The 15,355-nt window shown below is 41.4% G+C and carries 16 protein-coding genes and 2 tRNA genes; 12 read left to right on the top strand and 6 right to left on the bottom strand.

Annotated features, from left to right (window positions below):
- Position 1: 1 nt before the first annotated feature.
- Positions 2 to 75: transfer RNA gene (locus IPM95_07650), tRNA-Arg, on the bottom strand.
- Between the two features lie 155 nt (positions 76 to 230).
- On the opposite strand from IPM95_07650, the gene IPM95_07655 reads away from it, so the two are divergent.
- From IPM95_07655 to IPM95_07685, 7 genes are all read left to right on the top strand, one after another.
- On the top strand, positions 231 to 767 hold the full coding sequence (locus IPM95_07655) for an acyl-CoA thioesterase (protein MBK9329176.1): 537 nt from the start codon (positions 231 to 233) through the stop codon (positions 765 to 767).
- 139 nt (positions 768 to 906) lie between these two features.
- Positions 907 to 2,343: a circularly permuted type 2 ATP-grasp protein gene (locus tag IPM95_07660; GenBank protein ID MBK9329177.1), complete on the top strand. Its 1,437-nt coding sequence runs from the start codon at positions 907 to 909 to the stop codon at positions 2,341 to 2,343.
- 50 nt (positions 2,344 to 2,393) lie between these two features.
- On the top strand, positions 2,394 to 3,332 hold the full coding sequence (locus IPM95_07665) for an alpha-E domain-containing protein (protein MBK9329178.1): 939 nt from the start codon (positions 2,394 to 2,396) through the stop codon (positions 3,330 to 3,332).
- Positions 3,333 to 3,394: 62 nt separating this feature from the next.
- Positions 3,395 to 4,333: a transglutaminase family protein gene (locus tag IPM95_07670; protein ID MBK9329179.1), complete on the top strand. Its 939-nt coding sequence runs from the start codon at positions 3,395 to 3,397 to the stop codon at positions 4,331 to 4,333.
- A gap of 86 nt (positions 4,334 to 4,419) precedes the next feature.
- On the top strand, positions 4,420 to 6,162 hold the full coding sequence (locus tag IPM95_07675; protein ID MBK9329180.1) for an ABC transporter ATP-binding protein: 1,743 nt from the start codon (positions 4,420 to 4,422) through the stop codon (positions 6,160 to 6,162).
- 5 nt (positions 6,163 to 6,167) lie between these two features.
- A complete protein-coding gene (locus IPM95_07680; GenBank protein ID MBK9329181.1) occupies positions 6,168 to 7,535 on the top strand; it encodes an HlyD family efflux transporter periplasmic adaptor subunit in 1,368 nt (455 codons plus the stop codon).
- A gap of 4 nt (positions 7,536 to 7,539) precedes the next feature.
- Positions 7,540 to 8,958 (top strand): TolC family protein, encoded by a 1,419-nt coding sequence (locus tag IPM95_07685; protein ID MBK9329182.1) that lies wholly within the window; start codon positions 7,540 to 7,542, stop codon positions 8,956 to 8,958.
- Here IPM95_07685 and IPM95_07690 read toward each other — a convergent pair.
- Positions 8,948 to 9,637, bottom strand: a complete 690-nt coding sequence (locus IPM95_07690) for a leucyl/phenylalanyl-tRNA--protein transferase (GenBank protein MBK9329183.1) — start codon at positions 9,635 to 9,637, stop codon at positions 8,948 to 8,950. The genes IPM95_07685 and IPM95_07690 overlap by 11 nt on opposite strands.
- Position 9,638: 1 nt before the next feature.
- Entirely contained in the window at positions 9,639 to 9,950 is a 312-nt protein-coding gene (locus tag IPM95_07695; protein MBK9329184.1) for an ATP-dependent Clp protease adaptor ClpS, read from the bottom strand.
- 105 nt (positions 9,951 to 10,055) lie between these two features.
- Between IPM95_07695 and IPM95_07700 the strand changes: the two genes are divergently transcribed.
- Positions 10,056 to 10,129, top strand: a tRNA-Met gene (locus IPM95_07700).
- A gap of 199 nt (positions 10,130 to 10,328) precedes the next feature.
- On the opposite strand, the gene IPM95_07705 is transcribed toward IPM95_07700, so the two are convergent.
- The 3 genes from IPM95_07705 to glpK all read right to left on the bottom strand — a co-directional run bounded on the left by IPM95_07705 (position 10,329) and on the right by glpK (position 12,517).
- The gene (locus IPM95_07705; GenBank protein ID MBK9329185.1) at positions 10,329 to 10,586 is read right to left on the bottom strand and encodes a hypothetical protein; all 258 of its coding nucleotides are present in this window, start codon (positions 10,584 to 10,586) and stop codon (positions 10,329 to 10,331) included.
- A gap of 144 nt (positions 10,587 to 10,730) precedes the next feature.
- Entirely contained in the window at positions 10,731 to 10,919 is a 189-nt protein-coding gene (locus tag IPM95_07710) for a hypothetical protein (protein MBK9329186.1), read from the bottom strand.
- A gap of 101 nt (positions 10,920 to 11,020) precedes the next feature.
- Entirely contained in the window at positions 11,021 to 12,517 is a 1,497-nt protein-coding gene (gene glpK / locus IPM95_07715) for a glycerol kinase GlpK (protein MBK9329187.1), read from the bottom strand.
- A 194-nt stretch (positions 12,518 to 12,711) separates the two neighbouring features.
- Between glpK and IPM95_07720 the strand changes: the two genes are divergently transcribed.
- Genes IPM95_07720 through IPM95_07735 form a run of 4 tightly spaced genes read left to right on the top strand, consistent with a single transcriptional unit; the run spans position 12,712 to position 15,348 of the window.
- Positions 12,712 to 13,521 carry a sulfite exporter TauE/SafE family protein gene (locus tag IPM95_07720; GenBank protein ID MBK9329188.1) on the top strand — a complete coding sequence of 270 codons (810 nt, stop codon included), beginning with the start codon at positions 12,712 to 12,714 and terminating at the stop codon, positions 13,519 to 13,521.
- 6 nt (positions 13,522 to 13,527) lie between these two features.
- The gene (locus IPM95_07725; protein MBK9329189.1) at positions 13,528 to 14,358 is read left to right on the top strand and encodes a universal stress protein; all 831 of its coding nucleotides are present in this window, start codon (positions 13,528 to 13,530) and stop codon (positions 14,356 to 14,358) included.
- A 3-nt stretch (positions 14,359 to 14,361) separates the two neighbouring features.
- Complete coding sequence (locus IPM95_07730) at positions 14,362 to 14,925, top strand: YeeE/YedE family protein (protein ID MBK9329190.1); 564 nt, start codon at positions 14,362 to 14,364, stop codon at positions 14,923 to 14,925.
- 9 nt (positions 14,926 to 14,934) lie between these two features.
- The gene (locus IPM95_07735; protein MBK9329191.1) at positions 14,935 to 15,348 is read left to right on the top strand and encodes a YeeE/YedE family protein; all 414 of its coding nucleotides are present in this window, start codon (positions 14,935 to 14,937) and stop codon (positions 15,346 to 15,348) included.
- Positions 15,349 to 15,355 lie beyond the last annotated feature (7 nt).

Below are 15,355 nucleotides of genomic sequence, written 5' to 3' on the forward strand. Positions count from 1 at the left end.
GTGACCGCGGAAGGATTCGAACCCTCAACCCTCAGAGCCGAAATCTGATATTCTATCCAGTTGAACTACGCAGCCATCAATTAAGAGCTGGGGAAAATACTCCACAACACCAATTCTGAAATGCAAAAATATCTCATTTTTCCGATTTATAAAATCAAAAAAGAATATTAACCGTTAATTTAAAAACAAATTCACTCGTAATTTGTAAATTGTACATCTAATTCATTCATATGCAGACTCATAAAGTTTCCGAGACACTCAATATCCAAACCGAACTGATTATGCCCGCTCATACCAATCCCATTGGGAATCTGATGGGCGGCCACCTCTTAAGCTGGATGGATGTCTGCGCCGGAATTTCCGCCATCAAGCATATCGGCGGCATATCGGTGACAGCCAGTCTGGACAATGTATCCTTTAACTTACCCATTAAAATGGGGGACATAGTGGTACTGAAGTCATTCGTCACCCGCTCCTTCAACACTTCCATGGAGGTAATCTGTGAAGTGTTTATCAAAAACATTAAAACCCAGGAAGAAGTCAAGTCGCATGAAGCCTTTTTTACATTTGTCGGGCTTGATTTTCAGGGCAAACCGATTAAGGCAGCCCCTGTCATACCCGAAACCGAGCGGGAAATAGAACTGTATGAAGATGCCATGCACCGCCGGGAGCTTCGTTTGATCAATGCCGGAAAATTAAACCCGAAAGATGCACATCAGCTCAGAAAAGAGTTGTTCAGCGACGACGATGGTGTGACGGTTATTTAACAGCGGAAATCTCATTAATTTAGTTTAAAACTAAAAATATGTTTACTATTTGGTTAAAATTGTTGTGTTTTTAAATATCTAAAGTGAAATTTTAAAAAAATATACTTATCATGTATCGGATTGCAACAAGGACTTCTTCATGATTTTTGACAAATACCACACAAGGAACGGATTTTGGGATGAAATGGCGCTGTCAGAAGGCACGATTCGACCGCATTACGAAAGTATCTTCCGCCAACTGAACACTATCCATTTAGATGTACTGAATAAAAAGGAAGAGATTGCCAAAAAGCTGTTCATGAATCAGGGAATAACATTCACCGTCTATTCCGACAATGAAGGTATTGAGCGCATTTTTCCGTTTGACATCATTCCCCGTATCATCACCGCCAACGACTGGGATTTTTTAGAAAAAGGTATTGCGCAACGCCTGAAAGCGCTTAATTTTTTCCTGAAAGACATCTACCACTATCAGAATATTATCAAAGACGGCGTTATTCCTGCCAATTTAATCGTTTCCTGCCCACACTACAACCGCGAAGTCTTTGGCATTCAGGTACCCTATGATATTTATGTCCATATTGCAGGCATTGATCTGGTGCGCGACTCCGACGGAACCTATTATGTGCTGGAAGATAATCTCCGCACGCCATCGGGTGTTTCTTATATGCTCGAAAACAGAGATGTGACCAAACGCATCTTTCCCGAACTGATGAATGAATACAATGTCCGGAAAGTATCGGATTATCCTATCCTATTGCACAATATATTGGTATCCTTAGCACCGAAACAAATCCAGAATCCAACGATTGTTTTGCTGACACCGGGTATTTTCAATTCCGCCTATTACGAACACACCTTCCTGGCAAGATACATGGGCATTGAGCTGGTGGAAGGAAGGGATTTGCTGGTCGACAACCACAAAGTATACATGAAAACCACACACGGCCTAAAACAGGTGGACGTTATTTATCGCCGGGTGGATGATGAATTTTTAGATCCTTTAGTATTCCGTCCGGACAGTTTACTGGGCGTGCCCGGACTGGTATCTGCCTACCGCAAGGGCAATGTCGCAATCGTGAATGCAATGGGCAACGGTGTAGCCGATGATAAGGCGGTTTATGCCTATGTCCCGGAAATGATAAAGTATTACCTGAACGAAGAACCCTTGCTTAAAAATGTGCCGACCTATCGGATGGAAATACCCGAAGAAAGGGAATTCACTTTTCAGAATATCCAAAAGATGGTGGTTAAAAAAACCAACGAAAGCGGTGGTTACGGCATGCTGATGGGAGAAAGCGCTTCAGAGGAAGAGATAGAAAAATTTAAAGCCGCCATATTGAAAGAACCACGCTCCTATATTGCACAACCGACCGTAAAAATATCAACGGTACCCTGTTATATTGATGGCAAACTGGTTCCGCGGCACATCGACCTTCGGCCGTATGCACTGTGCGGACCGGAGGGTGTAAAGCTGGTAGCCGGCGGATTGACAAGAGTGGCGTTGAAAGAGAATTCCCTGGTAGTTAATTCCTCTCAGGGAGGTGGCAGTAAAGATACATGGGTGATTGATTGAGAATCAGGAGCAGGGAACCTGGAACAAAGAGAAAAAAATGAATACGAAAGATGCTGAGTAGAATTGCTGAATCACTATTTTGGATGAACCGTTATGTGGAGCGTGCGGAAGGTATGCTGCGCATGCTGAAGATTAATTTCGTCACATCGTTAGACAGAAACGAATCCTATCAATACAACTGGAGCCCGGTTTTACAAATCTTTACCGAATTGAATGCAACAGAAATTGAAAAGATAAAAGACGACACGAATGCCGCTCTTTTATACATGATAACTGAAAAGAACAACCCGAATTCCATCCGGTCTATCATTACAAAAGCCCGAGAAAATGCTAGAGGCGTGCAGGACCATATCACAAAAGAAGTTTGGGAAAGCATTAATGAATATTACCAAAAAGTCAGCAGCAAAAGGATAGAAGAACTCCTGGAATCCGGTGAACAGCTGTATACCATATCCTCCCTTATTGATCAGAGCCTATATTTTTATGGCGTATCTGAAGTGACGATGCCCAGAGGCGAAGGCTGGAATTTTATGAATATCGGTAAATTTATCGAACGAGCCATCCAGACAGCCGATATCCTGGACATCAAATTCCTAGATATAGAATATGACCTGAACAACCCGATGGATATTCCATACTGGAAAAATTTACTGCTTTCCGTTTCGGGTTATGAGTACTACATGAAAACCTATCATACCGGACTGCAGACACAGAATGTTCTTGACATGATTATCATGAACACCAATTTTCCGCGCTCCATCTTATATTCCGTAAAAAAAATCAGTCATATCATGGAAAAGATAGGGCATGAACGCACCGATGCCGATCTGCAACTGGAAAAAAATATCGGGAGGCTGAGAAGCAGGATAGAGTACTCCGACCTGGAATCCATTTCGGAAATCGGGCTTCATCAGTATCTCGATGAAATTATTGATGACGTATTTTCATTCAGCAATAAACTAAGTAAAGTATATTTTGCGTATCATTAAGAAATAATATCCTATTCAGCACAAATTCCTCAAAAAAATCACAATTTAACCGTACCGAATTCATGCCTGTTTTCAAGATTCAACATATTACCAAATACCTGTACGACCGACCCGTAAAAGAAAGCGTTAACCAGATAAAAATCTTTCCTTTTAACCGGAACGGCCAGGAAATCCTCAGTCACGAACTCCATATTACCGACGAGCCGATAATCAACAAATTTCAGGATTACTGGGGTAACAGCGTAGGCTATTTTACACTTTCACAGCCACACGAAAGTTTAATCATCGAAAGCAGGATGATTGCTAAAACTTTTTACAAGGAAATAGATGAGTCGCTTTCCATCAAAGAGGACCGGGATCTGCTTCGGCAGGAGATTTCTTCCAGCCTGCTGCTGTTGGATTTAGCGCAAAAAGAAACGATTCAGTCGCAGGATAAAATACAAAGTATACTGAACGATATCTGTATTGAAGAATGTTCGCCGTTACAATCCATAAAAAGCTGTTCAGAGTATATCTTTGAGAACTTTCAATATCTGAAAGGCATTACAGATATTGAAACGACTGTGGACGAAATTATGGAATTGCGCTCCGGTGTTTGTCAGGATTTTGCCCATGTTTTACTGCAACTGCTTCGTACCATCGGCATACCCAGCCGTTACGTGAGCGGCTATGTTTGCCCGAACAAGAACGGCATGCGCGGCGAAGGCGCCACCCATGCCTGGGTGGAAGCGTATATCCCTAATCTGGGATGGATAGGCATCGACCCGACCAATAATTGCTTCGCCAATGAGCACCATATACAGCTTGCAGTTGGGAGAGATTTTACAGACTGTACCCCGGTAAAAGGCACCTTTAAAGGACCGGCAAACCATGAACTGATGGTATTTGTATCTGTCGGATATGAAGACGGAACGGTATTTGAAGATGAAAACGCGGTAAAAATGCACAAAGAACTGACAGACGCTGTTCCGGTTATTCATATTGTGCAACAGCAGCAATAATAGAAAAGTCTGTGATTATGTTTAATTTGATAACCAGAAATCCTGTGAAAATTTAAACTTTTTTATTTTTTAGTTGTTTGTAGAATATGGTACATACAAGAATTTCTGCCAATGCTAAAACAATAAAAAGGCTGGCAGGTTTACTGCGACTAGAAAAATCCAATATTTATTACGTTTACTTTTATTCCATCATCAGCGGCTTGATGTATATATCACTTCCGCTTGGTGTGCAGGCTATCATTTCTCTTATGTTCGCTCAGCAGCTCTCCGCCTCACTGGTATTATTAATTATGCTGGTCGTACTGGGTGTTTTCCTGAACGGGTTCATGTACATCCTTCAAATGCGTGTATCCGAACGGATTCAGGTGCGCCTTTTCACGCTCATTTCATTGGCATACTCAGACAGGCTACCCAAACTTCAGGAAGAATCGATTAACGAGTACCACCTGCCGGAATTGGTCAACCGTTTTTTCGACACAACTTCCATCCAGAAAGGCATTTCTAAAGTCCTGCTTGAACTTCCGGTAGCTTCAGTGCAAATACTTTTTGGACTGACTCTCCTCTCCATGTATCACCCAATATTTATTTTATTTGGAATCATCCTGGTTACTTTATTGTACTTAGTTCTCAAATTCACCGCTCCGATGGGAATGTCCAGTTCATTTGAAGAATCAGAATACAAATACAAGGTGGGTTATTGGATAGAGGAAATTGCGAGAAACATAAAGACGTTTAAGCTGAGAGGAAAAACTGATTTGGCGCTGAACAAGACCAATGAATACCTGGAAGGATACCTGAGTGCGCGCAGTAAACATTTCAGCATACTACAAATTCAGTACTGGTCATTCGCATTCTTTAAAACAGCAGTAACGGCCGTACTGCTCATAACGGGCTGCTGGTTGTTTTTCCAGCATAAAATCAATATAGGTCAGTTTATAGCCGCCGAAATAGTAATTATCATGACATTGAATGCTGTCGAAAAGATAATTACCAGTCTGGACGGCATATATGACCTGCTGACCTCCCTGGAAAAAGCCAGCAAATTACTGGATAAACCTGTTGAAGTCATTCATACTTCTGCGGAACATCCGCTGGATACTATCGATATTGAAATCAATCAGCTAACGTTCTCATATACCACATCACCAAACCCTGTACTGAAAGATATCACGCTTAAAATTAAGCAGGGTGAGAAAATTGCCGTAGTTGGCACTAAAGGATCTGGCAAATCCACCCTACTCCATTTATTGACCGGTACATTTACCAATTTTGACGGATCCGTATCTGTTAATAATGTCCCTCTACACAGACACAACCTCAATCAATTGCGCTCCAAGATTGGATTTTACTTCAATGAGTCGGAAATATTTGAAGGCACACTCGAAGAAAACCTACTGGTAGGACTTACCGGTTGTGACACATCAGATATCATTACTCTATCTGAAGAGGTAGGCTTAAAGGATTTTATTTTAAAAAACAAAGATGGTACACATCAGATTCTGTCCACCCACGGGAAAAGATTATCGGAGAGTACCAAAGCAAAGATTTTACTGATGCGTGCACTGCTCAAGAAACCTAAACTCGTTTTACTGGACGATTTCACTTATCTGCTGACGATACGGGATAAAAATAAGATATCCGGATTACTGTTCAATCAACAACAGGAATACTCTATAATCATAAAGACTTCCGATGAAGAAATTATGAAGAAATGCAACAGGGTACTTTTTATGCATGAAGGTAAGATAATTGCAGATGGCACCTTTGAGGAGATTGCTGCAACGCATGAATACAAAATCATCAGCGACGAATTGTATGAATTAAACTAATTGGAATGTGGTTATTCGATAAAGATGTAGAAAAAGAACTGGCGGAAAAGAATCTCTCTTCCTATAAAATGAATATTGATGACGCCAAAGACAAACGAACAGTCATCCATATCAGCATATTATTAGTGTTGTTGCTGGGATTTCTTTTTCTGCCATGGACACAAAATATTCAAAGCACTGGATTGGTCACCACCCTTCGTCCGGAACAGCGACCCCAGGAATTAAATACGCTCATTGCAGGAAAGATTGATAAATGGTACGTGAAGGAAGGAGACATGGTAAAAAGGGATGACACTATTCTGAAAATTTCAGAAATAAAATCGGAATACCTGGATCCGAAGCTGGTAGACCGCACCCGTGAACAGATAAACGCAAAAGAGGTCACCAATAACTATTATGAGGAAAAGGTAAGTGCCTTAGATAAGCAGATAGGCGCTTTACAACAAAGCAAGCAATTAAAGATTGAACAGACACGCAATAAGATTCAGCAGCTATTGCTCTACATCCAGTCAGACAGTATGGCATTGGTTGCTGCTGACAATGAATACAAGATCGCTTTAGAACAATATAAACGGCAAACGGAATTATACAAGGAAGGCTTACGATCTCTGACGGAACTGGAACAACGCAATCAGGTTTTTCAAAATTCAGTAGCCAAACGCAATATCGCCGAAAATAAATTCATTAATGCAAAACAAGAACTGTTGAACGCACGAATAGAGTTATCTGCCATAGAACGCGAATACGATGAAAAGATATCAAAGACTGAGTCTGAAAAATTCCAATCCTTTTCACAAATAAGCAGTGGTCTGGCGGATATTTCTAAACTCGAAAACCAGTACAATAACTACGTCATCCGGAACGGATTTTATTATATTCTCGCGCCTCAGGACGGACAAATCACTAAAACTGTCAAGGCCGGTGTAGGCGAAACGGTGAAAGAAGGCGAACTGATGGTACGGATATCGCCCGGAAATTTTGAATATGCTGTGGAACTTTATGTAACCCCGAACGATTTGCCCTTAATCCATGAAGGACAGGAAGTACGATTGCAATTCGATGGTTGGCCAGCCATCTTTTTCACCGGCTGGCCGGATGCCAGCTATGGAACATTCAGCGGAAAGATAGTGGCAATTGATAATTTTATCAGCGAGAACGGACAATTCAGGATATTGGCAAAAGAGAACAAGAATGCCGAACCATGGCCATCAGTCTTAAAGCTGGGCGGCGGTGCAAAAGGCATTGCCCTTCTAAAGAATGTACCGATCTGGTATGAATTATGGCGAAAATTGAATGGATTTCCGCCTGACTTCTATAACGGGAAAGACAACAATTCCAAAACAACATCGAAAGCAGGCAAAGATGAAAAGTAAGGGTATGAGGTATCTTATCACAGCATTTCTATCTTTCTACTCCGCACTGTGCCTTGCACAAGCTGACAGCTCAAGAATGCTTACATTACCTGCCTATCTTGGCATCATACGACAATTCCATCCCATTGCCCGGCAAGCCGATTTATTGTCAGAACAGGCAAAGGCAACGCTGCGGATCGCGCGCGGCGGGTTTGATCCATTGCTTTACAGCGACTACGAACGCAAAGAATTTTATGGTAAAAACTACTACTCATTTTTTTCTAGTGAACTGAAAGTACCGGGTTGGTTCGGTATAGAATTAAAGACAGGATACGACGCTGCTTACGGACTCAATATCAATCCGGAAAGCAACATTCCTGAAAACGGCATTTATTATCTGGGTATCAGCCTTCCTGTGCTAAAGAATATGCTGATCGATAAGAAACGTGCTGAACTGTTTAAGGCCCGTTTGTTCGTCAAATCCTCCCAGCAGGAACGTCTGTTAATGCTGAACGATTTGCTGATGGATGCTGTTCAGTCTTATTACAATTGGTGCGAAGCCGAACAAATCAAATCCATTTATGAAGAAGCTTTACTGGCAGCTTTGGTTCGCTACAGAGCGACGGTTCGAACCTATGAACTCGGCGACAGGGCGGCTATCGATACCACGGAAGCGCTGACACAATACCAGCAAAGATTGTTTCAACTGAATGAAGCCGGACTGAATGCGCAAAAAGCCCGGTTAATTGTTTCTAATTTCCTGTGGCAGTCCGACAATATTCCCTATACCCTTCCAGACAACATCCAGCCGCAACCGATTGACAGTGCATTTATTGACCCATTGATCCGAACACCGTTAGAAAGCCTTGACATATTGCTTTCGCAAATCAATGCGGAGCACCCTGTAATCAATCAGTATACCATTAAGCTCAAACAACTGGACATAGAACGCAAACTCAGGAAGGAAGGTCTCAAACCAGCATTGAATATCAATTATAATTTACTCAGCCCCGGGTTCTTCAATTACACTACTCCGGATAGTCGCGTATTTACCAACTACTACAAATTGGGATTCAATTTTTCAATGCCATTGACATTCGCGCAGGGACGCGGGGAATTACAGCAAACCCGCTTGAAGATTACTGATACCAAATTGCAGCTTACTCAAAAACAACGAGAGCTGGAAACAAAACTTACCGGTATCTATACCGAGCTGAACATGCTGAAAGGACAGATTAACCTTTATCGCGAAACACTTAAGAATTATGAAACCTTACTGAAAGGAGAAACGAGGCGTTTTGACATTGGTGAAAGCAATTTGTTTCTGGTCAATACCCGAGAAAATACGGCCATCACAGCCGAACAGAAGCTGATAGAATTACACTTCAAATACCTGGAGAACGAAGCTAAACTGAAATGGGTTTTAGCGGCATTTACCCGTTAGCTTCAAACTTCCACTTCCCTGTCGAACTTTCATATTGCAATCCTTTTTGCAGTAATTGCATAAATTCTTTTCTTGAAATCTCTTTTGCGCCGAGTGATTCAACATGTTTGGTATAAACCTGAGCATCCAGCAGTATATACTCATTCTGTTTTAACAATTGTGTAAGCCTGATAAATGCCAGTTTAGAGGCATTCGTTTCCGTATGGAACATAGATTCTGCAAAAAAGACCTTTCCGAGACTAATCCCATAAATACCCCCCACCATCGTATTGTTTTTCCATACCTCTACAGAATGGGCGTAACCTGATTCATGTAATACACAATAGGCGGCTATCATTTCCTCCGTTATCCAGGTACCATTTTCATCATTCCTACTAACCTCTGCACATTGCCGGATTACAAAAGGAAAATCGGCATCCAATGTAATAGTGAACTCTTTTGAATTTACTACCCTGTGCATACTTTTTGAAATATGCAACTCATCCGGCAACAGGACAAACCGAGGATCGGGACTCCACCAAATAATGGGCTCTCCTTCACTGTACCAGGGAAATATACCATTTTTATAGGCACTCAGAAGTCTTTCCAGTGACAAATCACCGCCAATCGCCACAATACCATTCTCTGCCCCTTCAGCCGGCGGAAAATGGTAGGTATCATCTAATAAATAAACGGGCAATTTAATTACATTTTTCAACTGAGGCACTGATACCTCTGTCGTGCAGGGCATCTTTCATGGGAATTAACATGTCTTCTTCTCCATGTTTCACGGCATATTTTCCTCTAAAATGAATAAACAACGAACATTGGGTAGCCTGTTCCAGTGTATGGTTGCAAACGGCCATTAAAGATTCAATGACCCATTCAAAAGTATTCACATCATCGTTAAAGACAATCAACTGATGGACGGAATCTAAATCCGTTTCCAGTTTCTCTAATACATCTGCATCTTCTTTTACGAACGTATCTGGATTAAAAGAATAAATACCCATGAAAAGAAGAATTTATACTACAAGATTACGAAAAAATAAGATTTTTAAAAAGATACCCTCCAATTAATTTAAAAATTGTAGATTTGCACCTCGAAAAATTTGTCCGGCGGGGTAGCTCAGGTGGTTAGAGCGCAGGATTCATAACCCTGAGGTCAGGGGTTCAATTCCCCTCCCCGCTACATAGGTTCAGTTTTGCTGAACCTTTTTTTTGTCATCAGCCTGACTATTCCTTTTCAGCAGTCCTATCCGCCGGCTGGCGGACACGGGTTCAATTCCCCTCCCCGCATATCAATGATTTGACAACACCAATCCATTATATTACATAAAAACAGAAGCGCCTCCCAATGGGAGGCGCTTCAATACTTTTGTGGCAGAAGATTACTTTTTAACAGCATCTTTTGCAGCATCAGCAGCTGCGTCCACTGCGCCTGCAGCTGCATCTTTTGCAGCATCAACAGCCGTGTTGGCAGCAGCAGCAACGCTGTCTGTTGCAGCAGCAGCAACTTCTGTTACAGCTTCAGTAGCTTCAGTAGCTGTTTCAGTTACTTCTTCAGTAGCTTCTTCTACTTTTTGTTTGCAAGCCTGAACACCAACAAAGAGTGTAGCGGCAGCGAATAACACAAATAATTTCTTCATTTTAAATTGGTTTAATTGCCTCAAAAGTAAAACGAATTGCGAAATATTTAGCAGGATGAGTTGTTAAATATTGTAAAGATGCCCAATATCAATAAAAAAAAGCCCCAATAAATTGGGACCTTAAGTTTTGTTAGTCTGCAAAGATTAATTTGCAGGCTCAGCAGCGGCACTGTCAGCAGGTGCAGCAACAGCAGCACTGTCAACAACCGGAGCAACTTCTTCTGTTACTTCTTCAGTAGCAACTTCTTCAGTAGCTTCTTCTGTTTTTTGTTTGCAAGCCTGTACACCTACGAAAAGTGTAACAGCAGCGAATAATACAAATAATTTTTTCATTTTTGATTTGGTTTAATTAGTTGCAAATGTAGGTAAACTTTTTAAAACTTATATTAAACCAATCTTAACAAAATACTATATGCACAGAGTTATCCACATACTTATTCTTCCCAGTCCTTGGTTCTTTCTACGGCTTTTTTCCAGCCTTTCAGTAGCTTTTCCCGTTTATCCTGTTTCATTTTAGGTTCAAAACAGGCTGCAATATGTTCGTTATTTACCAAATTCCTCTTTTGATATAAATCAACCGCAATGCCGGCTAAATAGGCAGCTCCTAATGCGGTAGTTTCAATTACCTTAGGTCTTTCCACTTTTACATTTAAGATATCCGCCTGAAATTGCATTAATAAGTTATTGGCGCAGGCACCACCATCTACCTTTAATGTTTTCAGCTCTATGCCTGCATCTTTTTCCATGACTTCCAAAATATCATAGGTTTGGAATGCCAGAGACTCTAAAGTTGCCCTGATAATATGTTCTTTTCTGGTACCTCTGGTCAAACCGAATATACCTCCCCGGGCATACATATCCCAATAAGGTGCACCTAAACCTGCAAATGCCGGAACAACAAATACCCCTCCGGTATCTTCTACTTTCATAGCAAAGAACTCCGAATCAGGAGCTGCATCAATAAGTTTTAATCCATCTCGGAGCCACTGTATGGCAGCTCCGGCGATAAATACACTCCCCTCCAGTGCATATTCCACCTTCCCATCTACCCCCCATGCAATGGTCGTTAATAATCCATACTTGGAAACAACACGCTCACTGCCGGTATTCATCAACATAAAGCACCCCGTCCCATAAGTGTTTTTTGCCATCCCAGGTTCAAAACAGGTTTGCCCGAACAGGGCACTTTGCTGATCACCGGCAACGCCTGTCACCGGAATTTCCGTATCGAAAAATACATCTGCATGGGTCACGCCAAATAAACCGGAAGAAGGGCGTACTTCCGGTAAAACAGAAACTGGAATATCCAATTCCTGTAACAGCCTTTCATCCCATTTTAGATCTTTGATATTATACAGCAACGTACGGGATGCATTGCTGTAATCGGTAGCGTGTACCTTCCCTTTGGTCAGGTTCCAGATTAGCCACGTATCAATGGTGCCGAAACACAATTTCCCTTCGTGCGCTTTTTGACGGGCACCCTCCACATTATTTAAAATCCAGTTTAATTTTGTACCGGAAAAATAAGCGTCTATGACAAGCCCCGTACTTTCACGTACATAGTCTGACAGATTGCGGGCTTTCAGCTCATCACAAAAACCGGCGGTTCTCCTGTCCTGCCAAACTATGGCATTATAAATCGGCTTACCCGTTTCCCGCTCCCAAACAACGGTCGTTTCCCGCTGATTCGTGATTCCGATGGCAGCTATCTCAGTCGGTAAAATATTTGCTTTCGCCACAGCCTCCCGGGCCACTTCAATTTGTGTCTGCCATATTTCTTCCGGATGATGCTCTACCCAACCCGGCCTGGGAAAAATTTGTGTAAACTCTTTCTGTGCCACTGAAACTATATCCGCATCCGCATCAAACAATATTGCACGTGAACTGGTCGTTCCCTGATCTAAAGCCAGTATATATTTTTTATCTTTCATAATCGAATTCTAATGTAAATGAATGATAAATGTAAAAATAAAAAAAGTGCAGACAATAAGACACGGAAGAATTTATTGATTTAGATTTAAATATCCACATACCTGCAGACAAAACAGGCTCAAAGCCGGACGTTTGTAACTTTTGTTGCAATCAAATCTGATTAAATTCTTCAACTTTGCATAAAATAGGAATTATGCCATTAGAAATCTTTGGATATATCGGTGCTGTGATAATGGGTTTGTCACTTGGGCTGATTGGCGGCGGCGGTTCCATTCTTACAGTGCCCATTCTGGTTTATTTGTTCTCCGTTGATGCAGTTGCGGCTACGGCCTACTCTTTGTTCATCGTCGGATTAACCAGCCTTATTGGATCTTTCAGTCATATGCGCATGGGAAATATTCATTGGAGAACGGCTATAGTATTTGGTATCCCTTCTATCATAAGCGTCTTTCTTACGAGGGCATACCTGGTGCCGGCAATACCAAAATCCCTTTTTGTTGTCGGAAATTTTGAAGTGACCAAATCCATTGGTCTGCTGCTATTATTTGCAGTCATTATGCTGCTGGCATCTTATTCCATGATAAAAAAACAGGAACAAGAAAATGAAAGCGGTAATGGTAACGAAATAAAATACAACTACCCCTTAATCATTACAGAAGGTACAGTTGTAGGCCTGATTACCGGATTAGTGGGTGCAGGCGGTGGTTTTCTTATAATTCCAGCATTGGTTTTACTGGCAAAGCTGCCCATGAAAAAAGCAGTCGGAACTTCTCTTATCATTATTGCGGCCAAATCACTAATCGGATTTATCGGAGATATGAAGGGCGACGAGATAATAGACTGGAATTTTTTACTCCTGTTCTCAGGAGTCTCCATAGCCGGTATAATCAGCGGAAGCATGTTATCTAAAAGGATTTCCGGAGACAAACTTAAACCTGCCTTTGGCTGGTTTGTACTGATAATGGGAATCTATATTATCCTGAAAGAAACTGTTTTAAAATAACGCATAATGGAAAAGATCAAAGTACTGATTCCTACAGATTTTTCGGTCCAGGCGGAATATGCCTATCTTATGGTAAAGAAGCTGGAAGAAAAGATAGAGACAGAGATTCATTTCCTGCATATCATGGATGCGCCGGATACCGTTTTCATCAATGAAACAGGTACCGTTCAAACATGCGGAGAAATTTACCCCGGTTATATCCGCTCGCAAAAGAATATTGCAGACAGAAAATTAACCGAACTAAAGATAACATACGGACCCCATATTCACACTCACTTTGAACTGGGAAAAGTTACCGACAAGATCTTGTCATTTTCTCAAAAAAATCAATTTGACTTGATTGTAATGGGAACAAAAGGCGCCTGGGGTATAAAAGAAAAACTTGCAGGATCTGAAACACAAATCATTGCCAGGCAATCCCCCATTCCGTTGCTCTCACTCATGTGCGACCGTTCTGATTTGGTCATAGAGCATTTATTGCTGGTGCATGATTTCAACCGTCCTGAAAATCAAAACCTTGGATTGTTGCATATTTTACTGAAGGCCTTTAACCCTACGGTTCATTTGCTTCAAATCATGAATGGATCAACGAAAAAAGAATCTGTTTTAAGCCATATGGATGAATATGCCCAATTAAACGGCATAGATAACTTTAAAAAACATTTACTGACAGATTCAGATATTGAGAGCGGTGTCATTCATTTCAATCAAATGCTTGAAATGGATATCGTGTGTATAGGAACGCACGGCAGAGGGGGATTCATGCATACCAGCATCACTGAAAAACTAATCAACCACCTTTACAAACCTATTATTTCATTTCATTTAAAGAACTAATCTATGAATATAATAGAATATATTCAACAACCGTGGACCTGGTGGGTATCCGGGATCGCAATTGCAGCAACCATGTTTTCACTTTTATTTTTTGGTCAATCATTCGGATTTTCCTCCAATTTAAGAACCATCTGTTCGGCGGCAGGGGGAGGTCGTTATGTCTCCTTCTTTAAGTTTAACTGGAAAACCCAAATCTGGAATCTGATGTTTTTAGCGGGAGCTGTCATTGGCGGCTTTATCAGTCATCAATTTTTATCCAACGGTGATCCGGTTCAGATTTCAGAAGCAACCATAAAGGATTTAGCCGCTTTGGGATTCGCTGCCCCTACATCTGCCCAGCCGGATGAATTGTTTAGTTTCAAGTCATTATCTTCCTTGAAAGGGTTCCTGATATTAGCATTGGGCGGCATATTGGTAGGATTCGGATCCCGCTATGCAGGCGGCTGCACATCAGGACATGCAATAAGCGGATTGTCAGACTTACAAATCCCTTCATTAATTGCTGTAGTCGGTTTTTTTATCGGTGGGCTGAGCATGACATATTTAATTTTTCCATTGATTTTCTAAACAAACAAAATGACCTATTTAAAATTCATACTGGCGGGCATATTCTTTGGTATCGTGATGTCAAAATCAGAGGCATTTTCCTGGTACAGAATTCAGGAAATGTTCAGGTTCCAGTCATTTCACATGTATGGCATCATTGGAACTGCTGTTGTATTCGGGGTATCAGGTGTTGCTGTAATCAAAAAACTGGGAATGCGTGATCTGGCAGGAAATCCCATTCGGTTTTATCCAAAAGAAAAATCCATTATCCGTTATTTAGCCGGTGGTACTGTTTTCGGATTAGGATGGGCATTGTCAGGTGCTTGTCCTGGGCCAATGGTGGTGAATATCGGATATGGCTATTTTGCCATGGTTGTTGTATTTATCTTTGCCGTGATAGGGACCTATCTTTACGGAATGGTAAAAGACAAATTACCCCATTAAAACACGT

The organism is Sphingobacteriales bacterium (assembly GCA_016719635.1).
Classification (GTDB): Bacteria; Bacteroidota; Bacteroidia; order Chitinophagales; family JADIYW01; genus JADJSS01.